This is a genomic window from Streptomyces sp. NPDC034049 (assembly GCF_055575575.1).
Map to the genome: position 1 here is coordinate 70,180 of NZ_JBVISJ010000015.1, position 19,285 is coordinate 89,464.

The 19,285-nt window shown below is 72.2% G+C and carries 21 protein-coding genes; 19 read left to right on the top strand and 2 right to left on the bottom strand.

Annotated elements, in window-relative coordinates:
- Nucleotides 1–9: 9 nt before the first annotated feature.
- The 19 genes from ACZ52C_RS33400 to hypE all read left to right on the top strand — a co-directional run bounded on the left by ACZ52C_RS33400 (nucleotide 10) and on the right by hypE (nucleotide 17,918).
- Nucleotides 10–627 carry a TOPRIM nucleotidyl transferase/hydrolase domain-containing protein gene (locus ACZ52C_RS33400; RefSeq protein WP_469078290.1) on the top strand — a complete coding sequence of 206 codons (618 nt, stop codon included), beginning with the start codon at nucleotides 10–12 and terminating at the stop codon, nucleotides 625–627.
- A gap of 169 nt (nucleotides 628–796) precedes the next feature.
- On the top strand, nucleotides 797–1,843 hold the full coding sequence (locus ACZ52C_RS33405) for a S66 peptidase family protein (protein WP_469078291.1): 1,047 nt from the start codon (nucleotides 797–799) through the stop codon (nucleotides 1,841–1,843).
- Between the two features lie 131 nt (nucleotides 1,844–1,974).
- Nucleotides 1,975–2,289, top strand: a complete 315-nt coding sequence (locus ACZ52C_RS33410) for a DUF6400 family protein (protein WP_469078292.1) — start codon at nucleotides 1,975–1,977, stop codon at nucleotides 2,287–2,289.
- Nucleotides 2,276–2,533 (top strand): hypothetical protein, encoded by a 258-nt coding sequence (locus tag ACZ52C_RS33415; protein ID WP_192363052.1) that lies wholly within the window; start codon nucleotides 2,276–2,278, stop codon nucleotides 2,531–2,533. The genes ACZ52C_RS33410 and ACZ52C_RS33415 overlap by 14 nt, the downstream gene beginning before the upstream one ends.
- Before the next feature lie 173 nt (nucleotides 2,534–2,706).
- A complete protein-coding gene (locus ACZ52C_RS33420) occupies nucleotides 2,707–4,530 on the top strand; it encodes an enoyl-CoA hydratase-related protein (RefSeq protein ID WP_469078420.1) in 1,824 nt (607 codons plus the stop codon).
- Nucleotides 4,531–4,593: 63 nt separating this feature from the next.
- On the top strand, nucleotides 4,594–5,682 hold the full coding sequence (locus ACZ52C_RS33425) for an NADH-quinone oxidoreductase subunit B family protein (RefSeq protein ID WP_319102110.1): 1,089 nt from the start codon (nucleotides 4,594–4,596) through the stop codon (nucleotides 5,680–5,682).
- Between the two features lie 121 nt (nucleotides 5,683–5,803).
- Nucleotides 5,804–7,588 carry a nickel-dependent hydrogenase large subunit gene (locus ACZ52C_RS33430; RefSeq protein ID WP_469078293.1) on the top strand — a complete coding sequence of 595 codons (1,785 nt, stop codon included), beginning with the start codon at nucleotides 5,804–5,806 and terminating at the stop codon, nucleotides 7,586–7,588.
- Nucleotides 7,585–8,118: a hypothetical protein gene (locus ACZ52C_RS33435; RefSeq protein WP_469078294.1), complete on the top strand. Its 534-nt coding sequence runs from the start codon at nucleotides 7,585–7,587 to the stop codon at nucleotides 8,116–8,118. The genes ACZ52C_RS33430 and ACZ52C_RS33435 overlap by 4 nt, the downstream gene beginning before the upstream one ends.
- Nucleotides 8,115–8,771, top strand: a complete 657-nt coding sequence (locus tag ACZ52C_RS33440; protein ID WP_469078295.1) for a DUF5947 family protein — start codon at nucleotides 8,115–8,117, stop codon at nucleotides 8,769–8,771. The genes ACZ52C_RS33435 and ACZ52C_RS33440 overlap by 4 nt, the downstream gene beginning before the upstream one ends.
- Nucleotides 8,768–9,460: a DUF6084 family protein gene (locus tag ACZ52C_RS33445; RefSeq protein WP_469078296.1), complete on the top strand. Its 693-nt coding sequence runs from the start codon at nucleotides 8,768–8,770 to the stop codon at nucleotides 9,458–9,460. Before ACZ52C_RS33440 ends, ACZ52C_RS33445 begins: the two co-directional genes overlap by 4 nt.
- Nucleotides 9,457–10,929, top strand: a complete 1,473-nt coding sequence (locus tag ACZ52C_RS33450; protein ID WP_469078297.1) for a hypothetical protein — start codon at nucleotides 9,457–9,459, stop codon at nucleotides 10,927–10,929. The genes ACZ52C_RS33445 and ACZ52C_RS33450 overlap by 4 nt, the downstream gene beginning before the upstream one ends.
- Entirely contained in the window at nucleotides 10,926–11,471 is a 546-nt protein-coding gene (locus ACZ52C_RS33455; RefSeq protein ID WP_469078298.1) for a hydrogenase maturation protease, read from the top strand. The genes ACZ52C_RS33450 and ACZ52C_RS33455 overlap by 4 nt, the downstream gene beginning before the upstream one ends.
- A gap of 11 nt (nucleotides 11,472–11,482) precedes the next feature.
- Nucleotides 11,483–11,587: a DUF6893 family small protein gene (locus ACZ52C_RS33460; protein WP_405892190.1), complete on the top strand. Its 105-nt coding sequence runs from the start codon at nucleotides 11,483–11,485 to the stop codon at nucleotides 11,585–11,587.
- A 146-nt stretch (nucleotides 11,588–11,733) separates the two neighbouring features.
- Nucleotides 11,734–12,132 (top strand): hydrogenase maturation nickel metallochaperone HypA/HybF, encoded by a 399-nt coding sequence (locus tag ACZ52C_RS33465; RefSeq protein WP_469078299.1) that lies wholly within the window; start codon nucleotides 11,734–11,736, stop codon nucleotides 12,130–12,132.
- 3 nt (nucleotides 12,133–12,135) lie between these two features.
- The gene (hypB, locus tag ACZ52C_RS33470; RefSeq protein ID WP_469078300.1) at nucleotides 12,136–12,951 is read left to right on the top strand and encodes a hydrogenase nickel incorporation protein HypB; all 816 of its coding nucleotides are present in this window, start codon (nucleotides 12,136–12,138) and stop codon (nucleotides 12,949–12,951) included.
- Nucleotides 12,948–15,338 carry a carbamoyltransferase HypF gene (gene hypF / locus ACZ52C_RS33475; RefSeq protein WP_469078301.1) on the top strand — a complete coding sequence of 797 codons (2,391 nt, stop codon included), beginning with the start codon at nucleotides 12,948–12,950 and terminating at the stop codon, nucleotides 15,336–15,338. The genes hypB and hypF overlap by 4 nt, the downstream gene beginning before the upstream one ends.
- 30 nt (nucleotides 15,339–15,368) lie before the next feature.
- Complete coding sequence (locus tag ACZ52C_RS33480) at nucleotides 15,369–15,719, top strand: HypC/HybG/HupF family hydrogenase formation chaperone (RefSeq protein ID WP_469078302.1); 351 nt, start codon at nucleotides 15,369–15,371, stop codon at nucleotides 15,717–15,719.
- Complete coding sequence (gene hypD, locus ACZ52C_RS33485) at nucleotides 15,716–16,843, top strand: hydrogenase formation protein HypD (protein WP_469078303.1); 1,128 nt, start codon at nucleotides 15,716–15,718, stop codon at nucleotides 16,841–16,843. Before ACZ52C_RS33480 ends, hypD begins: the two co-directional genes overlap by 4 nt.
- The gene (gene hypE, locus ACZ52C_RS33490; RefSeq protein WP_469078304.1) at nucleotides 16,836–17,918 is read left to right on the top strand and encodes a hydrogenase expression/formation protein HypE; all 1,083 of its coding nucleotides are present in this window, start codon (nucleotides 16,836–16,838) and stop codon (nucleotides 17,916–17,918) included. The genes hypD and hypE overlap by 8 nt, the downstream gene beginning before the upstream one ends.
- 71 nt (nucleotides 17,919–17,989) lie before the next feature.
- Here hypE and ACZ52C_RS33495 read toward each other — a convergent pair whose 3' ends face one another.
- Both ACZ52C_RS33495 and ACZ52C_RS33500 read right to left on the bottom strand, forming a co-directional pair.
- Complete coding sequence (locus tag ACZ52C_RS33495; protein WP_469078305.1) at nucleotides 17,990–18,373, bottom strand: hypothetical protein; 384 nt, start codon at nucleotides 18,371–18,373, stop codon at nucleotides 17,990–17,992.
- A gap of 106 nt (nucleotides 18,374–18,479) precedes the next feature.
- On the bottom strand, nucleotides 18,480–19,196 hold the full coding sequence (locus ACZ52C_RS33500; RefSeq protein WP_469078306.1) for a hypothetical protein: 717 nt from the start codon (nucleotides 19,194–19,196) through the stop codon (nucleotides 18,480–18,482).
- Nucleotides 19,197–19,285: the final 89 nt, after the last annotated feature.

Genomic DNA, 19,285 nt, shown 5'->3' on the forward strand with positions numbered 1-19,285 from the left:
CTCCCGGGCATGGCGGACATGCGCATGTTCAGAGACGAGGTCACCCGCCGGGCGGGCGGGGACTCCGGCGGGTCGGCGAGAGAACTGGCGGAGCGGCTCGGCGTGCACACGGTCGTCCTGCTGGAAGGGCTCAGCGACCTCGCCGCCGTCGAGGCACTCGCCGGGATGCGGGGCCGCGACCTGGCCGCCGAGGGAGTGTGCGTGCTGTCGATGGGCGGCGCGATGAGCGTCGGCCGCTACACCGCGCTGCTCGGACCGTCCGGTCTGGGCCTGCGCCTCGTCGGGCTGTGCGACGAACGCGAGCAGCCGTTCTTCGACCGGAGCCTCGCCCCGGCCTCCACCCCGCGCCACGCCGTCTTCGTCTGCTCGGCCGACCTGGAGGACGAGCTCATCCGCGCGCTGGGCCCGCAGCGGGTCGAACAGATCGTCCACGCCGAGGACGAGTCGCGCCCCTGGCAGACCTTCCTGCAACAGCCCGCCCAGCACGGCCGCCCCCGGCACCAGCAGCTGCGGCGCTTCATGAGCACCAGGAAGGGCCGCAAGATCCGCTACGGCCGCCTGCTGGTCGAAGCCCTCGCTCCCGAGGAGGTGCCCGCCCCGCTGGACGACCTCCTCGCCCACCTGTGAGAAGCCGTGCCGGCACCGGCGATCTGTGACGTTCCGTGCCAGGTGGGCTGTAGTGCGGTGCTGCCGCGCGATGGAGGCCGTGCGGCGCTCACGGGCTGTGCGGGCGACTGCTGGGCGGTCGATCGGTTATCCCGTAGCGAGTAGTTGCGCGTGTTGGGACACTGCGTCGGTGACCGGTTCCGCACTGCCTCGACTGCTTCGACCTCGTGCCCTGAAGGCCGGAGATCTCGTCGTTGTCGCAGCACTCTCCGGACCGCTCGACGCGGTTGACGAGCCCGACCTCCAGCAGGCGGTGGCCGTGCTCGAGCAGATGGGGTTCCAGGTGCGTCGGGCACCGCTGCTCGAAGTGGGGCGGCACCGTTGGTGGAGCGCGGCTACGCCGGCGGAGATCGCCGGGGAGTTCAACGCTCTGCTGCGTGATCCTGAAGTACGCGCGATCATCGCGCACGACGGCGGGCAGACGGCGCTCGGTTACCTCGACCTGATCGACTTCGAGGCGATCGCGGCCGACCCCAAGCCGATCCTCGGCTACAGCGACATCTCACTGTTGCATCTGGTGCTCTACGCGCGTACGGGGCTGGTCGGATTCCACGCCGACGTGGCCACCCGTGGACTCGGCGGGTACTGGCAGTCCGCGCCCGCGGCACGCAGAGCGGAACTTGAAAAGCTCTACTCGACGCTGCTGACCGGCGACGAGGCGGTCGGTGCGCTGCCGGCCACCCCGTCGTGGGAGTGCTGGCGTGCCGGTCGCGCCGAAGGCCGGCTGATCGGCGGGGTGATCAACCGCATCGCGCTGGTGCAGGCGACGTCTTTCGCGCTGCCGCTCGCATGCTTCGACGGCGCGGTGCTGTTCTGGGAGGAGGCGGGCGGCCAGGCAGCGCATGTGTGGAGCTATCTACAGGTACTGCGGCACTCCGGCATTCTCGATCGGATCTCCGGCATGGTCGTGGGCGTTCCGGACGCGATCCACGGGCTCGGCACGACCGACGCTCGTGACGCGTCCCCGACCCTGTCCGAGATAGTCCTCGACGTCCTCGGCGACCGTGACATCCCGGTCCTGGGCAACGTCGAGTTCGGGCACGCCGGCCCGAATCTGCCGATGCCGGTCGGCATCCGCGTCGGCCTCGATGCGCACCGGCGGACATTGTCGCTGCTCGAACCGGCGGTACGGCCTCCCGACGACGGGACCGGTCGGCTGAGCACAGCGGATCAGTGAGCCGCTCACCCCGAGCCGGGAACACCACGCCCACCGGCCGGTCCGAGACCGCCGCCGCACGCCCCCGAGCTGCTGTGACTTCGCCCACCTGCCCTTGCCGGAGCCCGCGCCGCTTACCTACGTTCGGTCGCATGGCCCCCCATGACCGCGCCCTTCCCGGCGGACCGGACGAGCCCGAGGCGATGAGCTACCCCGCCGCGGGCGGCCCCGACGCCGCCCCGACGGTCGATCTGGACATCGACCTCACCTCGCACGAGATGCTCCGGCGCGCTCATGTCCTGGACGCCCTCGGCGACGACTGGGACCCCGTCGCGGCCCTGCGCGACGAGGAGGCGGCCCACCGACTGCTGTACTCCGGGCTCGACGACGAGCAGCGCCGGATCTACGACGACCTCGTCGCGGCCGGTGTGCTGCCGGGAGACGGTGGCGGTCATGCTGCCGCTTGACCCGCAGGCCGACATAGGCCGCCGCGCCTGGGTGGCCTGCCCGAGCTGCGCCGACCACCAGGGATGCGGCACCTGCGAGCAGGGCCGCACCTGCTCGGAGCACTGGCGCTATCTGCTGGCCAACGTCGGCAGCCTGCTGCACCTGCAGTGCCCGTCGTGCACCCACATCTGGGCCCACGAGACCCACTTCGGCGCCACCCGCACTCCTTGGGAGCGCATCACCAGCGGCCTGCGACGACGGTGACCGGCCCCCGCCGCTGAGCCGGCGGGACGGTCCGGCCCGGTGAGGCCGGACGGCGGATGGGCGCCCGCTTTCGGATGACCTCGCCGTCTGTCGCCGGGGACGGCGGGCAGCCGTGGCCGAGGATCGCGGACGGCGGTCATCCCTGCCTGCCGTTCGTCCGCCCGGAGGCAGCCGTGCACATCCTGCTCCTAGCCAGCGCGTTCAACAGCCTGACCCAGCGCACCCACGCCGAGCTGCGCGACCGGGGTCACACCGTGACGGTCGAACTGGCCCTGCCCGGCAGCCCCTTGCCCGAGGCCGTACGGCGTCACGCGCCGGAGCTCATCGTGTCGCCGATGCTCAAAACGGCGATCCCCGAGGAGGTGTGGTCGGCCCACACCTGTCTCGTCGTCCACCCCGGACCCGTGGGCGACCGGGGTCCGTCCTCCCTGGACTGGGCGATCCACGAGGGCGCCGACCGGTGGGGCGTCACCGTGCTCCAGGCCGACGCGGAGATGGACGCCGGTGACGTGTGGGCCACCGTGCCCTGCCGGGTCCCACCTGTGCCCAAGAGCGAGCTGTACCGGGGCGAGATCGCCGACGCCGCGATCGAGGCCGTGCTGCTCGCGGTGGAGCGCTTCGCCGGCGGCACCTACGTACCGCTGAAGCAGGACCGCACGGACCCCGCCGATGCCGACGCCTATGCCGCCGCGGACGTGGGCGGCGTGCCGCGCCCGGGCCCCCGCACGCGTCCCTACCTCGACCAGAGCGTCCGCCGCATCGACTGGGCCGAGGACTCCACCGAGGACGTCCTGCGCAAGCTGCGGGCGGCCGACTCGCAGCCCGGGGTGCTGGACGTGCTGCTCGGCGCGGAGTGGTACCTGCACGGCGGCCACGCCGAGGGTGTGCTGCGCGGGCGGCCGGGAGAGCTGCTGGCCACCCGCGCCGGGGCGGTCTGTCGGGCCACCGCGGACGGCGCCGTGTGGATCCCCGAGCTGCGGCCCCGACGGATGCCCGGACAGCCGCCCACCTTCAAGCTGCCCGCCGTACGAGCCCTGGGCGACCGGCTGCCACCGCTGCCCGAGCACACCCCGCCCCGCCTGCCCGAGAACACGCACCGGACCTGGTCGGACATCCGCTACCGGGAGGACGGGAACGTCGGCCACCTCGCCTTCTCCTTCCCCGGCGGCGCCATGAGCACGGAACAGTGCCGCCGTCTCCTGGACGCCTACCGGGAGGCCTGCGCACGGCCCACCACGGTGCTGGTGCTGGGCGGTGAGCGGGACTTCTTCTCCAACGGCATCCACCTGGGCGTCATCGAGGCCGCCGCCGACCCCGCCGCCGAGTCCTGGGCGAACATCAACGCCATCGACGACCTGGTCGAGGCGGTCCTGACGACGACCGACCGGCTGGTGGTCTCGGCGGTCGCGGGCAACGCCGCCGCGGGCGGCGTGATGCTCGCCCTGGCGGCCGACGAGGTGTGGTGCCGCTCGGGCGCCGTCCTGAACCCGCACTACCGGCTGATGGGCCTGTACGGCTCGGAGTACTGGACGTACACCCTGCCGCGCCGGGTGGGGCCCGCGGCGGCCGAACGGCTCATGGACGAGGCACTCCCGGTGAGCTCGGCGAGCGCACTGCGGCTCGGGCTCGTGGACCGTGTCGTGGACAGCGGCCCGGACACCTTCGCGGGGGAGGTCGGCGACCTGGCCGCGCGGCTGGCCGCCCTTCCGGCCACGGCCTCCCGGATCTCCGCCAAGAAGACGGAGCTGGACCGGCTGGAGAGCACGACCCCGCTGGCCGGCTTCCGCGAACGGGAGCTGGCCCGCATGCGCCGGACCTTCGACGACCCGGACGCCACCTACCACGCACTGCGCCGTGCCTTCGTCCGCAAGGAACGTCCGGCGCACACCCCGGCGCACCTCGGTCCGAGCCGGGTTGCGCGCACCGCCCCGATGCCCTCCGCCGCCGACGTCACCGGAACGGCCCCTGTTGGCGACCCGTCCCGGTCGAACCGCTGATACGAAGAAGAGCGACGGTCGAAATACAGGCTTTCATCCCATACCTCCCCAGGAGGCGATCCCATGACTGAGGCGACGCCGAGCACGCTCGACACCGCAGACGCGGGCGGCACGTCCGCCGACGAGACGCCCACGATCCACATCCTCTGGATCAACGCGGGCCTGAGCTGCGACGGCGACTCGGTCGCGTTGACGGCGGCCATGCAGCCCAGCATCGAGGAGATCGTGCTCGGTGTGCTGCCAGGACTTCCCAAGGTCGCCGTGCACTGGCCGCTCATCGACTTCGAATGCGGCCCCATCGGCGGCTCGGACACGTTCATCGAGTGGTTCTTCAAGGGCGAGCGGGGCGAGATCGACCCGTTCGTGCTGGTCGTCGAAGGCTCCATCCCCAACGAGTCGATCAAGCCCGAGGGCTACTGGTGCGGCTTCGGGGACAACCCGGAGACCGGTCAGCCGATCACCACCAGCGAGTGGATCGACCGGCTCGCCCCCAAGGCCCTCGCGGTCGTCGCCATCGGCACCTGCGCCACCTACGGCGGGATCCACGCCATGGCGGGCAACCCGACCGGCGCCATGGGCGTACCGGACTACCTCGGCTGGGACTGGAAGTCCCACGCGGGCATCCCCATCGTGTGCGTCCCGGGCTGTCCGATCCAGCCCGACAACTTCTCCGAGACGCTCACCTACCTGCTCTACCAGGCGGCCGGCGCCGCCCCCATGATCCCGCTGGACGACAAGCTGCGCCCCACCTGGCTGTTCGGGGCCACCGTGCACGAGGGCTGCGACCGCGCCGGCTACTACGAGCAGGGCCAGTTCGCGTTGTCGTACGACTCGCCGACCTGTCTGGTCAAACTCGGCTGCTGGGGACCGGTCGTCAAGTGCAACGTGCCCAAGCGCGGCTGGATGAACGGCATCGGCGGCTGCCCCAACGTCGGCGGCATCTGCATCGCCTGCACCATGCCCGGCTTCCCCGACAAGTTCATGCCGTTCATGGACGAACCCCCCGGCGCCAAGGTGTCGAGCGGCGCCAGCGGGGCGTACGGCGCCGTGGTCCGCAAACTGCGGTCGATCACCGCCAGGACCGTGGACAAGGAGCCCAAGTGGCGCCGTACCGGAGAGAAGATCACCACCGGATACCGGCCCCCGTGGTGAACGGCCCGAGCGGTCGGAGCCGCCGAGCCCGCCGAGGCGGCCGCGCGTAGTCCGCTCCCCGCCCCGTGCACCCCCACCCCCAACCTCCCGCGCTACGACGCAACGAAGGGCACGCACACAGATGGCACCGAAGACGAAGACGGCCGGCGACGGCAGCGGCCTGGTGGAGATGGCCTGGGACCCGATCACCCGGATCGTGGGCTCCCTGGGCATCCACACGAAGATCGACTTCAAGCAGAAGCGGGTCGCCGAGTGCTACAGCACCTCGTCGGTCTTCCGGGGCTACAGCGTCTTCATGCGCGGCAAGGACCCCCGCGACGCCCACTTCATCACCAGCCGCATCTGCGGCATCTGCGGCGACAACCACGCCACCTGCTCGGTGTACGCCCAGAACATGGCGTACGGCGTGAAGCCCCCGCACCTCGGCGAGTGGATCATCAACCTCGGCGAGTCGGCGGAGTACATGTTCGACCACAACATCTTCCAGGAGAACCTGGTCGGGGTCGACTACTGCGAAAAGATGGTCAAGGAGACCAACCCCGGCGTCCTCGAACTCGCCGAGCGCACCGAGGCCCCGCACGCAGCCGAGCACGGCTATCGCACCATCGCCGACATCATGCGCTCGCTCAACCCCCTGGAGGGCGAGTTCTACCGCGAGGCGCTCCAGGTGAGCCGCTACACGCGCGAGATGTTCTGCCTGATGGAAGGCCGCCACGTCCACCCCTCCACGCTCTACCCGGGCGGCGTCGGCACCATCGCCTCCGTCCAGCTCTTCACGGACTACATGAGCCGCCTCATGCGGTACGTCGAGTTCATGAAGCGCGTCGTCCCCCTGCACGACGACCTGTTCGACTTCTTCTACGAAGCCCTGCCCGGCTACGAGGAAGTCGGCCGCCGCCGCGTCATGCTCGGCTGCTGGGGCGCCCTCAACGACCCCGAGTACTGCGACTTCACCTACGCCAACATGACCGACTGGGGACGGAAGATGTTCGTCACCCCCGGCATCGTCGTGGACGGCAAACTCGTCACCAACGACCTCACCGAGATCAACCTCGGCATCCGCATCCTGCTCGGCAGCTCCTACTACGAGGACTGGCAGGGCCAGGAGCAGTTCGTCACCCACGACCCGCTCGGCAACCCGGTGGACCCGCGCCACCCGTGGAACCAGCACACCATCCCGGCCCCGCAGAAGCGGAACTTCGACGACAAGTACAGCTGGGTCATGTCCCCGCGCTGGTTCGACGGCAAGGACCACCTCGCCCTGGACACCGGCGGCGGCCCCATCGCCCGCCTGTGGTCCACCGCCCTGTCCGGCCTCGTCGACATCGGCTACATCAAGGCCACCGGCCACAGCGTGGTCATCAACCTGCCCCGCACCATGACCAAGCCGGAGACCACCTTCGAGTGGAAGATCCCCCGGTGGTCCAACGCGCTCGAACGCAACCGCGCCCGCACCTACTTCCAGGCGTACGCCGCCGCCGTCGCCCTGCACTGCGCCGAGCAGGGCCTCGCCGAGGTCCGCGCCGGACGCACCCAGACCTGGGAGAAGTTCGAGGTCCCGGACCAGGGCATCGGCGTCGGCTTCACCGAGGCCGTCCGCGGCGTCCTCTCCCACCACATGGTGATCCGCGACGGCAAGATCGCCAACTACCACCCGTATCCGCCGACCCCCTGGAACGCCAGCACCAGGGACACCTTCGGCACACCCGGCCCGTACGAGGACGCCGTGCAGAACACGCCCATCTTCGAGGAGAACACCCCGGAGAACTTCAAGGGCATCGACATCATGCGCGCCGTCCGCAGCTTCGACCCCTGTCTGCCCTGCGGCGTCCACATGTACGTCGGCGACGGCAAGACGGTGAAGTCGATGCACGTGCCCACCGGCCTGAGCGGACTGGGCGGATGAGCGCGCCCACGGCGACGCCGCCGGTGAACGCCGAGCAGACCGGACGCAGGGTCGAGGAGGTGCTCGACCGACTGTCCGCGGGCGGCGACCCGACCGTCACCGCCGCGGCCGAGGAACTCGTCCGTTCCCTCATGGACTACTACGGCGCGGGCCTCGCCCGCATCCTCCACCTGCTGTCCTCCGCGCCCGGCGACCCGGCGGAGCGGCTGCTCGGCGACGAACTCGTCGCGAGCCTCCTCGTCCTGCACGACCTGCACCCCGAGGACCGCGACACCCGGATCGCCCGCGCCCTCGACACCGTCCGGGAACACGCCCTGGACGTCATGGACCTCGACGAGCCGAGCGGCACGCTGAGGGTGCGCGCCCGGGCGTCCGGCGGCTGCGGGTGCGGCTCCGGCGCGGACGCCCGGCAGGCGGCGGAAGCGGCACTGGCCTGCTTCGCGCCCGAGGTCCGGGCCGTCCAGGTGGAGACCGCTCCCGCGGAACCCCCGCTCCTGCAGATCGGCTCGGCGCCGACGGGGGCCCGATGACCGCGACGACCGCGCCCACGCGGAGCACCGGCCCCGGCGCGGGCCTACGGCGGTTCCTCAGCGAGCGTCCGGCTCGGCCGGAGCGCTGCGAACTGTGCGCGGTGGTGGTGCCCGAGGACCACCGCCACCTGGTCGACACCGAGAAACGCGCCCTCGTCTGCGCCTGCGCTGCCTGCGCCCTGCTGATGGAACAGCCGGGCGCCGCAGCGGGCCGCTTCCGAGCCGTCCCCGCCCGCTACCTCACCGACCCCGCACACCACCTGGACGACAACGCCTGGGACGCGCTGCAGATCCCGGTCGGCGTCGCCTTCCTCTTCCGCAACGCCGCGCTCGACCGGCTGGTCGCGCTGTACCCGAGCCCGGCCGGAGCCACCGAGAGCGAACTCGACCCGGCGACCTGGGCGGAGGTCCTCGCCGGCAGCCGCCTCGCCGAACTCCTCGAACCCGACGTGGAGGCACTGCTGCTGCGCCGCACCGACGGACGCTGCACCTGCCACCTCGTCCCGATCGACATCTGCTACGAACTCGTCGGCCGCATGCGCCTGCTGTGGCAGGGCTTCGACGGCGGAGCCGAGGCCCGCGCCGCCCTGGACACGTTCTTCGCGGACGTAGCACGACGCACCCGGCCGGTGGACGGGGCGGTGCGTCCATGACCGAGTTCTCCTTCGCCTGCACCGGCGTCCGCGCCGACCGGTACGCCGCCGGACCCACGCTCGTCTTCCGGCTGCGCGTCACCGCCGCCGACAACGCGCACGTGCACGCCGTCGCCCTGCGCTGCCAGATCCGGATCGAGCCGGCCCGCCGGACCTACGAGCCCGCCGAGGCCGACGGGCTGACCGACCTCTTCGGCGAGCGCACCCGCTGGGGCAGCACCCTCCAGCCGGTGCAGTTCGCCCAGGTCGCACTCATGGTGCCCAGCTTCACGGGAGAGACCGACGTCGACCTCGTGGTCCCCTGCACCTACGACATGGACATCGCCGCCACCCGCTACCTCACCGCCCTCACCGACGGCGAAGTCCCGCTGCTGATGCTGTTCTCCGGTACGGCGTTCACCGGCACCGGCGGCTTCCGGGTCGAACCCGTCCCCTGGGACCGCGAGGCGGCCTTCCGCATGCCGGTCGCCACCTGGCGCGAGATGGTCGAGCAGCACTTCCCCGGCTGCGGCTGGATCCGGCTGCCCCGCGACACCATGGACGCCCTCCTCGCCTACCGCTCCCGGCACGCGCTGTCGTCCTGGGAGGCGACCCTCACCTCCCTGCTCGACCGCAGCAGCGCCGCCGACGCGCCCGCGAGAGACCCGTTCCGCGCCCTCACCGGCACCACCGGAAGGACCGACACGTGACCCTCACCGCGTTCGCCGCCGAGACCGAGGAACGGTTCGCCCTCGCCCGGCAGGTGGCCGACGCCGTCCTCTTCGAGGGCTATGTGCTCTACCCCTACCGTGCCTCGGCGGCCAAGAACCGGCTGCGCTGGCAGTTCGGCGTGCTCGTACCGCCCGCCTGGGGCGCCGAGTGCGAGGAACACGACTTCCAGCACACCGAATGCCTGATGGAGCCGAAGGCGGACGCGACCCTCTCGGCCGAGGTGCGCTTCCTGCACGCCCGGCGGCGCACGGTGCAGCGGGCCCGCCCGGACGGAGGCTTCGACACCGTCGCCGAACTCGACCTCGACGACCGGGTGCTGGTGCCCTGGGACGAGGGCGTCGAGGAACGCGTCGAGGTGATCGCGCCGGTCGCCGAACTCCTCGGCGACGGCGTCGTCCACCCCTTCCACCGCCCGGCCCGCGAGGACACCGCACCGGTCCTGGACGCGGCGGGCCGCACCGTCGGCCGGCTGCTGCGGCGCCGCGAGGAGATCAACGGGACGGTACGCCTGTCCGCCCGCGAACTCGACGGCCCCTACCGGGCGTTGCGCCTCACGGCAGTCGTGGAGAACACCAGCGGCTGGACACCCCCCGAGGGACGCGGCGCCGACCGGGACGCGGCGCTGCCGCACTCCCTGGTGGCCACCCATCTGCTCATGGCCCTCAGCGCCGGATCGTTCCTGTCGATGACCGACCCCCCGGAGTGGGCCAGAGGCGCGGTCGCCGCCTGCCGCAACCTGCACACCTGGCCCGTACTCGCCGGCGAACCCGGCCGCGGCGACATCGTGCTGTCCTCGCCGATCATTCTGGAGGACCATCCCGCCATCGCGCCCGAGAGCCCCGGCGCGCTCTACGACGCCACCGAGATCGACGAGATCCTCGCGCTGCGCACCGCCGCCCTCACCGACGAGGAGAAGCGCGAGGCCCGGGGCACCGACGAACGGGCCGCCGCCGTCATCGAGTTGGCCGACTCGATGCCCGCCGAGGTCCTGGAGCGGCTGCACGGCGCGGTACGCAGCCTGCGCGAGGTGACCGGCCCCGACCCCGCCGCCCCGGACCCCGGCTCCGTGGCCCCCGACCTCGGCTTCGCGGCACCAGGAGGCGGCTTCCCCGACGAGTACGGGGTGCAGCGGCCGGACACCCCCTGGTGGGACCCCGCGAGCGACGCGGGCTTCGACCCGACGCGAGACCGCGTGGTCGTCGACGGGCGGTCCGTGGGCAAGGGCAGCCGCGTCGAACTGCACCCCGGGCTGCGCCGCACCGACGCACAGGACATCTTCCTGCGCGGGCGCACCGCCGTGGTCGAGGCGGTGCTGCACGACGTCGACGGCGGGGTCCACCTCGCCGTCACGGTCGAGGGCGACCCCGGCGTCGACATCCGCCGCGAGCAGGGCCGCTTCCTGTACTTCCAGCCCGACGAGGTCACCCCGCTGGAGGACGACGTATGAACGACCCCGCGCCGTCGGACCCCAGAACCCTGGTCGCCGGCATCGGCAACATCTTCCTCGGCGACGACGGCTTCGGCGTGGAGACCGCGCGCCGTCTCGCCGAGCGCGACCTGCCCGGCCACATCGAGGTCGTGGACATCGGCGTGCGGGGGGTGCACCTCGCCTACCAGCTCCTGGACGGCTACGACACCCTCGTGCTCGTCGACGCCACGGCACGCGGCGAAGCCCCCGGCACGCTGTACGTGATCGAGCACGACGACACGGCCCCGAACCCGTCACCGGGCGCCCCCGCCCTCGACGGCCACCGGATGACCCCCGACACCGTGCTGGCGCTGCTGCACACCCTCTGCGCGGGGACCGGCGGCGCACCACCACGCCGCGTCCTGGTCGTCGGATGCGAACCGGCCTCGGTGGACGAGCGCATCGGACTCAGCCCACCGGTCTCCGCGGCCGTGCCGGAGGCCGTCCGGCTGATCGAAGAGCTGCTGCGGAACGGTGAGCCGTCCGTGGCACGGGCCTCAACCGCTGAGGCTTCGACATGAGGAGAGACGGGATGAAGAAGATCGTCATCGGAGGAGCGGCCGTGGCCGCCCTGGTCGCCGTCGCCGCCGAGGTCCTGCCGGACCTCAGGCGCTATCTGCGCATCCGACGGATGTGAGGCGCGGCCGCCGGCCCGCGTGCCGTCCCGGTTGCGTCGAACGGCGTACCCGGCGACCCGTGACGGCGCGCCGGGCCGGGGGACCCGGACGCGCGCGCCTGTAATGAACCCCGGCGGAAGGCAGGCGGCGGAAGGACCACAGACCCATGCACGAGATGTCCGTCGCACTGGCCGTCGTCGACCAGGTCGCGGAGGCCGCCGACCGGGCCGGAGACATCACGGCGGTACGTTCGGTACGGCTCCAGGTGGGCGAACTGGCCGGTGTCGTACCCGACTCACTCACCTTCTGCTTCGAACTGGCCTGCGCCGGGACCCTGTTGGAAGGCGCCGAGCTGATCACCGAGGCGGTGCCGGGGCGGGCCCGCTGCACTCCCTGCGCACACGAGTGGACCGTCGGCATGCCGCCCCGGCTCACCTGTCCCGCGTGCGGCGGCACACAGACCGATCTGCTGGCGGGCCGGGAGCTGAGCATCGTCGACGTGCGCTGGGAGGCCGGCGGCCCCGCGCAGCCGCCCACCCGCGAACCGATCTCCGAGGAGAGCTGAACCATGTGCCGTGTCGCCGACCTGCGCCGGGCCGTACTCGCGAAGAACGACGCGAGCGCCCACGAACTGCGTGCCGCCCTCACCGCCCGGGGCACCGCCGTCGTCAATCTGCTGTCCAGCCCGGGCAGCGGCAAGACCGCGCTGTTGGAGCAGGAACTCCTGCGGGCCCGCGAGCGGTCCGTTCCCGTGGCGGCGCTGAGCGCCGACCTCGCCACCGAGAACGACGCGATCCGGCTGGCGCGTTCGGGTGTCCCGGTCAAACAGGTGCTCACCGACGGACTGTGCCATCTGGAGGCGGGCATGCTCGCCGGGCACCTGGACGGCTGGCTGCCCGACGACGTACGGCTGCTGTTCGTGGAGAACGTCGGCAACCTCGTCTGCCCCGCCTCCTACGACCTGGGGGAGACGCTGCGGGTCGCCCTCGCCTCCGTCACGGAGGGCGAGGACAAGCCGCTCAAGTACCCCACCGCCTTCGGGCTGGCCCACCTGGTCGTGGTCACCAAGACGGACCTCGCGGAGGCCGTCGAGTTCGACGAGTTCGCGTTCCGCAGGAACCTGGAGCAGGTCAACCCCGGCGTCGAGGTGATCCTGACCTCGGCACGCCGGGGGTGGGGGGTGGGAGCCCTGCTCGATCGGGCGTTGGCCACCGCGGAGGGCACACCCGTGCATGCGCCGGTCATGGCCCGGCAGCCTCAGCACCACGGTCATGACCACAGCCACGGTCACGACCACAGCCATGACCAGGGCGATGACCACACCCATGCCCCCGCCCCGGCGCACCCGGAGGCCGCCGAAGCCATGGCCCACCCCCAGTCGTGAGCACTCCGCAGGCCCCGGCCGCCCTCACCGAGGACACCCGGCTGCGCCGCCGCGTCACCGTCCGGGGAGTCGTCCAGGGCGTGGGTTTCCGGCCCTACCTGTACGGCCTCGCCACCGAACTCGCCCTGGCCGGACACGTGACCAACACTCCGGAGGGTGTGATCGTGGAGGTCGAGGGCACCGCCTCGGCCGTGACCCGCTTCTGCGACCGGATCGCCACGCAGGCGCCCCCGCTGGCCCGCGTCGACTCCGTCGACCACCGGGAACTGCCTCCCGTCGGCGGCACGACCTTCACCATCCTCGCCTCCCACACCGGCGGCCCGGCCCGGACCCTGATCTCCCCGGACTCCGCCACCTGCGCCGACTGCCTCGCCGAACTGGCCGACCCCACCGACCGCCGGTACCGCCACCCGTTCGTCAACTGCACCCACTGCGGCCCGCGTTTCACCATCGTCACCGGGGTGCCCTACGACCGGGCCCACACCACCATGGCCGGCTTCGCGATGTGCCTCGACTGCGCCCGCGAGTACGGGGATCCCGCCGACCGGCGCTTCCACGCGCAGCCGGTCGCCTGCCCGGCCTGCGGGCCCCGGCTGCGGCTGCTCCTCGTCGACGAGGCCGGAACGAGGAGCGCCGACGGGGCGGACCCGGTCGTCGAGGCGCGCACCCTGCTGGCCCGCGGCGCCGTCGTCGCCGTGAAGGGCCTCGGCGGCTACCACCTGGCCTGCGACGCCACCAACCAGGCCGCCGTCGACCTGCTGCGACGCCGCAAGGCGCGCGGGGACAAGCCGTTCGCCGTCATGGCCCGGACGACGGACGACATCCGCCACCTCGTGCGCGTGGGCCCCGAGGAGCAGAGCCTGCTGGAGAGCCGGGCCAGGCCGGTCGTCCTGATGAGACGGCGACCGCGGCCGGCGTACGCCGCCGACGGCGTACGGCCCGCCGAGGCCGTCGCGCCCGGCAGCCCCGATCTCGGCGTGATGCTGCCCTACACGCCCCTGCACCATCTGCTGCTCGGTCTGCCCGGCGACGCGGACGGCCCCCGGCTGCTCGTCATGACCAGCGGCAACCTGTCCGGGGAACCGATCGTCACGGACGACACCGAGGCACGGGAGCGGCTCGCGCACCTGGCCGACGCCTGGCTCACCCACGACCGGCCGATCCACGTCCCCTGCGACGACTCCGTGGTCCGGGTCTGCGACGGGGAGCCCCTGGTGCTGCGCCGCTCCCGTGGCTACGCGCCGCTGCCGCTCACCCTCCCGCTGCCCGTGCGGCCGGCCCTCGCCGTCGGTGGCGACCTGAAGAACACCTTCTGCCTGGGATCGGGGCGCCACGCCTGGCTGTCGGCGCACATCGGCGACATGGACGACCTCGGCACCCAGCGGGCCTTCGCGCACGCGACGGCACAACTGGAGTCGCTCACCGGGGTGCGGCCCGAGACCCTGGTGTCCGACCGTCACCCCGGCTACCGTTCCGCCCGGTGGGCCGACCGCGACGCGGCACGGCGGCCCGTCGTACGCGTCCAGCACCATCACGCGCACATCGCCGCGGCCATGGCCGAGCACGGGCTCGACGGCACCCGGCAGGTCATCGGCGTCGCCTTCGACGGCACAGGCCACGGTGACGACGGCGCCGTGTGGGGCGGGGAGTTCCTGCTCGCCGACTACGACGGCTACACCCGGTTCGGGCACCTCGCCTACGTTCCGCTGCCCGGCGGCGACGCGGCCGTGCGGCGTCCGTACCGCATGGCCCTGGCCCATCTGCGGGCGGCCGGAATCGGCTGGGCCGACGACCTCGCCTGCACGACGGCCTGCCCGTCGGACGAACTGCCGCTGCTGGCACGGCAGTTGGATCGGGGCCTGAACTGTGTGCCCACGTCCAGCATGGGCCGCCTCTTCGACGCCGTGTCCTCCCTCGCCGGGGTCTGCCACCGCGCCGGCTACGAGGCGCAGGCCGCCGTCGAGTGGGAGGCCGCGGCCCTGCGCGCACCGGCCGGGGACACCGGGGCGTACGCCTTCGCCCTCCACGGCCCCGAGGGCGGCGAGGGCGGTGCCGTCCGGGCCGATCCGGCGCCCGTGCTCGCGGCGATCGTCGACGACCTGCGCGCGGGCGTCGCACCGGCCCTGATCGCGGCACGCTTCCACCGGGGAGTGGCCGCCCTGGTGCACACCATGTGCCGGCGGGCGCGGGAGCGGCACGGCCTCGACACGGTCGCCCTCACGGGAGGCGTGTTCGCCAACACCCTGCTCTCGTCGGCCTGTGCCTGCGCCCTGCGCGGGGACGGCTTCACGGTCCTGCGGCACCACCTGGTCCCGCCGGGCGACGGCGGTCTGGCGCTGGGCCAGCTGATGGTGGCCGCCCGGACCGCTTCCACTCCCACCGACTGAAGCACACGCGACCCACAGCGAGGAGAGGCTATGTGCCTGGCGGTACCCGGCAGAGTGCTGGACATCGAGGAACGGGACGGCACCCGGATGGCCACCGTCGACTTCGGCGGAGTGGTCAAGGAGGTGTGCCTGGAGTACCTGCCCGACCTGCGGGTCGGCGAGTACGCCATCGTCCATGTCGGGTTCGCCCTGCAACGGCTGGACGAGGAGTCGGCCCGCCAGACCCTCGAACTCTTCGCCGAACTCGGCATGTTGCAGGAGGAGTTCGGCGACGCCTGGGAGATGGCGGCGGCGGAGGCGGGCGTGGCACCGGTGGCGGAGGTGCCGGTGGCGGGTGCCCCGGTGGCAGAGGTGTCGGCGGAAGAGGTGCGCAACCGGTGAAGTACATCGACGAGTTCCAGGACCCGGAGCTGGCGGGACGGCTCCTCGACGACATCCGTGCCACGGTCACCAGGCCGTGGGCCCTGATGGAGGTGTGCGGAGGACAGACGCACAGCATCATCCGGCACGGCATCGATCAACTTCTCCCCGATGAGCTGGAGTTGATCCACGGACCAGGTTGTCCCGTGTGCGTCACCCCGCTGGAGGTCATCGACAAGGCGCTGGAGATCGCCTCACGACCGGAGGTGATCTTCTGCTCCTTCGGCGACATGCTCCGGGTGCCGGGCACCGGCCGGGACCTGTTCCAGGTCAGGGGGGAGGGCGGCGACGTACGGGTCGTGTACTCGCCGCTCGACGCGCTGCGCATCGCCCAGCGGAACCCGGACCGCGAGGTGGTGTTCTTCGGCATCGGCTTCGAGACCACCGCGCCGCCCAACGCCATGACGGTCCATCAGGCCCGCAAGCTGGGCATCGGGAACTTCAGCATGCTGGTGTCCCACGTCCGCGTACCTCCCGCCATCGAGGCGATCATGTCCTCGCCGAGCTGCCGGGTGCAGGGCTTCCTCGCCGCCGGGCACGTCTGCAGCGTGATGGGCGTGGAGGAGTACCCGGAACTCGCCGAGCGCTTCCGCGTCCCCATCGTCGTGACGGGCTTCGAGCCGCTGGACATCCTCGAAGGCGTACGCCGGGCCGTGCGCCAGCTGGAACGCGGTGAGCACACCGTCGACAACGCCTACGCCCGAGCCGTCCGCCCGGAGGGCAACCAGGCCGCCCGGGCCATGCTGGAGGACGTCTTCGAGGTCACCGACCGGGCCTGGCGCGGGATCGGGGTGATCCCCGACAGCGGTTGGCGGCTGGCGCCCAAGTACCGCGACCACGACGCCGAGCACCGCTTCGCGGTCGGCGGGATCCGGACGGTCGAGCCCGCCGAGTGCCGCAGCGGGGAGGTCCTCCAGGGGCTGCTCAAGCCGCACGAGTGCGAGGCCTTCGGCACGCTGTGCACACCGCGTACGCCCCTGGGGGCCACGATGGTCTCCAGCGAGGGAGCCTGCGCCGCGTACTACCTCTACCGGCGGCTGGACATGCCCGCCGCCAAGGCCCGGGAGGCGAGCCCCGTTGTCTGACACCACCGATCTCCCCGCCCCCACCACCCTGGACGTCGAGGCGTGGACGTGCCCGGCCCCCGTCCGCGACAGGCCCCGCGTCGTCATGGGGCACGGCGGCGGGGGAGCCCTCTCCGCCGAACTCGTCGAGCAGATCTTCGCACCGGCCTACGGCGGCGATGTGCTCGCCCAGATGGGTGACGCGGCCGTTCTCGCGCTGGGCGGGGCCCGGCTGGCGTTCTCCACCGACTCCTATGTGGTGCGGCCGCTGTTCTTCCCCGGCGGCAGCATCGGCGACCTCGCGGTGAACGGCACCGTCAACGACCTCGCCATGCGCGGCGCCCGCGCCGCCTACCTCTCCTGTGGGTTCATTCTGGAGGAGGGCGTCGAGCTGAACGTGGTCGGCCGGGTCGCCCAGGCGCTGGGCGAGGCCGCCCGCACGGCCGGGGTGGAGGTGGCCACCGGCGACACCAAGGTGGTGGAGGCCGGCCACGGCGACGGGGTCTACGTCAACACGGCCGGCATCGGTCTCGTACCGGCCGGCGTCGATCTGCGGCCCCAGCGGGTCGTCCCCGGTGACGTCGTGATCGTCAGTGGCGCCATCGGCGTCCACGGGGTGGCGATCATGAGCGTGCGGGAAGGGCTGGAGTTCGGCGTGGAGATCAAGAGCGACTGCGCGGCCCTCGGCGGTCTGGTCGACGCGATGCTCGCCGCCACCCCTGATCTGCACGTCCTGCGCGATCCCACCCGGGGCGGCCTGGCGGCGGCGCTCAACGAGATCGCGGCGGCCTCCGGCACCGGGGTCGTCATCACGGAACGCGACGTCCCGGTCCCGCCGGCCGTGGCCAACGCCTGCGCCATTCTCGGACTGGACCCCATGTACATCGCGAACGAGGGGAAACTGGTGGCCTTCGTCCCGCGCGAGCGCGCCGACGCCGTCCTCGAAGCCATGCGGGCCCACCCTCTGGGCGCGGAATCCATGATCATCGGTGAGGTCGTCGAGGGGCATCCCGGCATGGTCGTGGCCCGCACCGGGCTGGGTGGCACACGGGTGGTCGATCTGCCGATCGGGGAGCAGTTGCCGCGCATCTGCTGATGCGCACCCGCGCGTCGCCGGACGGGGCCGCCCCCGGACGGGGCCGCCCCCGGACGGGGCCGCCGACCCCGTCAGCTCCCAGGAGGCTGGTCCTGCGGGTCCTGCGGGTCCACACCGGTCACGGCGTCGGCGTCCTTGGTGCCGCTGGGGCGCTGGGAACGTCCCCGGCGGCCGGTGTCCCGGCGGCCCTTCTCGTCCGCGTCGCCGTACTCCTCGCCGCGTGTCCCCTCGCTCTTCGCCCTGTCACCGGGGACGGACTTGGTCTCCTGCGCGGACTTCTTCCGGCCCGGGCCCGGTTCGCCGGCGTGCTCGGCGCGGAAGGAGCGCGGGGCACTCGGGTTGTCCTGCTGACGGGTCTCGTCCACATCGGGCGACCAGCCGTGCTGCTCGGTGCCCCGGTGCCGGCTGGGGCCCTTGCCGTGCGGCGGCTCGGACGAACGTGGTTTCTTCGACATGGTCCGACCTGTCTGTTCGTGGGCAGTGGGGGGCGGCGCTCACGTGTCGCCGCGATGGGTAAATTATCCCTCCTTGTCATGGTTTGAGCGCGGCGAGAGTGCTCGATCAGGGGGTGAAGACCTCGTCGAGGCGGTCGATGGCCCCGTTGTCGCCGAGGTGGTAGGTGAAGACGAGTCCGGAGTTCGGGTGGGCCTCGATCCAGTCCAGGAACTCCTGGACGCCGATGGGCTGGTTCGTCGTGCTCTGAACGATGGGCGTGGTCACGGTGACGGCCGCGGCCTGGTCCATCGGGATGTACGTCTCCTTGCCGACCGTCTCGAAGGGGGCGCCGTCCGAGTCGGGGGTGCCGCATCCCCAGTTGCCGTGCTTGACGATCAGGCTGAGGGATCCGCCTTCGGGCGTGTAGCGGTAGACCGCGATCTCGTCGGGGGAGATGGGCATCTTGTGGTCGCAGCCGTCATCGGCGTCACCGCCACCGCCGCTGCCACTGCCACCGCCCGAGGCCGCGGAGCCCGTAGCCTCGGCGGCGGGCGGCTTCGAGGTGTCCGGGTCGGCCCCGGTCTTCCCGGTGTCGGCGTCCGGGGCCGCGGACGCCTTCGCGTCAGGTGTCCCGGCCGTACCCCCGCTCTTTCCGCCGGCCTTGTCCTGGGTCCCGCCTGTCGCCGTCGCAGTCGCGCTCGCCTTCGCGTCCCCGTCGGCGGCCTCCGCGCCGCCGTCCCCCGAGCAGCCGGTCAGGCTCAGTGCCCCGGCGGCGCAGACGCTCAGCACGATCGCCCGGACGGTGCCGGGTCTACGGCGGGTCTTCCTCGGTGTCACGTTCATGGCGCGTCCCCTCCTGCTTGTTCGCGATCTCCGTGAGCCCCGTCGGCTCGGGAGAAAGGGACGGTTTTCGGCCGTAGGCAGTTGCACGT

Coding starts and splice junctions, on each gene's coding strand:
- ACZ52C_RS33400 (WP_469078290.1), top strand. CDS start 10: ATGGCGGACATGCGCATGTTCAGAGACGAGGTCACCCGCCGGGCGGGC.
- ACZ52C_RS33410 (WP_469078292.1), top strand. CDS start 1,975: ATGGCCCCCCATGACCGCGCCCTTCCCGGCGGACCGGACGAGCCCGAG.
- ACZ52C_RS33415 (WP_192363052.1), top strand. CDS start 2,276: ATGCTGCCGCTTGACCCGCAGGCCGACATAGGCCGCCGCGCCTGGGTG.
- ACZ52C_RS33425 (WP_319102110.1), top strand. CDS start 4,594: ATGACTGAGGCGACGCCGAGCACGCTCGACACCGCAGACGCGGGCGGC.
- ACZ52C_RS33430 (WP_469078293.1), top strand. CDS start 5,804: ATGGCACCGAAGACGAAGACGGCCGGCGACGGCAGCGGCCTGGTGGAG.
- ACZ52C_RS33435 (WP_469078294.1), top strand. CDS start 7,585: ATGAGCGCGCCCACGGCGACGCCGCCGGTGAACGCCGAGCAGACCGGA.
- ACZ52C_RS33440 (WP_469078295.1), top strand. CDS start 8,115: ATGACCGCGACGACCGCGCCCACGCGGAGCACCGGCCCCGGCGCGGGC.
- ACZ52C_RS33445 (WP_469078296.1), top strand. CDS start 8,768: ATGACCGAGTTCTCCTTCGCCTGCACCGGCGTCCGCGCCGACCGGTAC.
- ACZ52C_RS33455 (WP_469078298.1), top strand. CDS start 10,926: ATGAACGACCCCGCGCCGTCGGACCCCAGAACCCTGGTCGCCGGCATC.
- ACZ52C_RS33460 (WP_405892190.1), top strand. CDS start 11,483: ATGAAGAAGATCGTCATCGGAGGAGCGGCCGTGGCCGCCCTGGTCGCC.
- ACZ52C_RS33465 (WP_469078299.1), top strand. CDS start 11,734: ATGCACGAGATGTCCGTCGCACTGGCCGTCGTCGACCAGGTCGCGGAG.
- hypB (WP_469078300.1), top strand. CDS start 12,136: ATGTGCCGTGTCGCCGACCTGCGCCGGGCCGTACTCGCGAAGAACGAC.
- ACZ52C_RS33480 (WP_469078302.1), top strand. CDS start 15,369: ATGTGCCTGGCGGTACCCGGCAGAGTGCTGGACATCGAGGAACGGGAC.
- ACZ52C_RS33495 (WP_469078305.1), bottom strand. CDS start 18,373: ATGTCGAAGAAACCACGTTCGTCCGAGCCGCCGCACGGCAAGGGCCCC.
- ACZ52C_RS33500 (WP_469078306.1), bottom strand. CDS start 19,196: ATGAACGTGACACCGAGGAAGACCCGCCGTAGACCCGGCACCGTCCGG.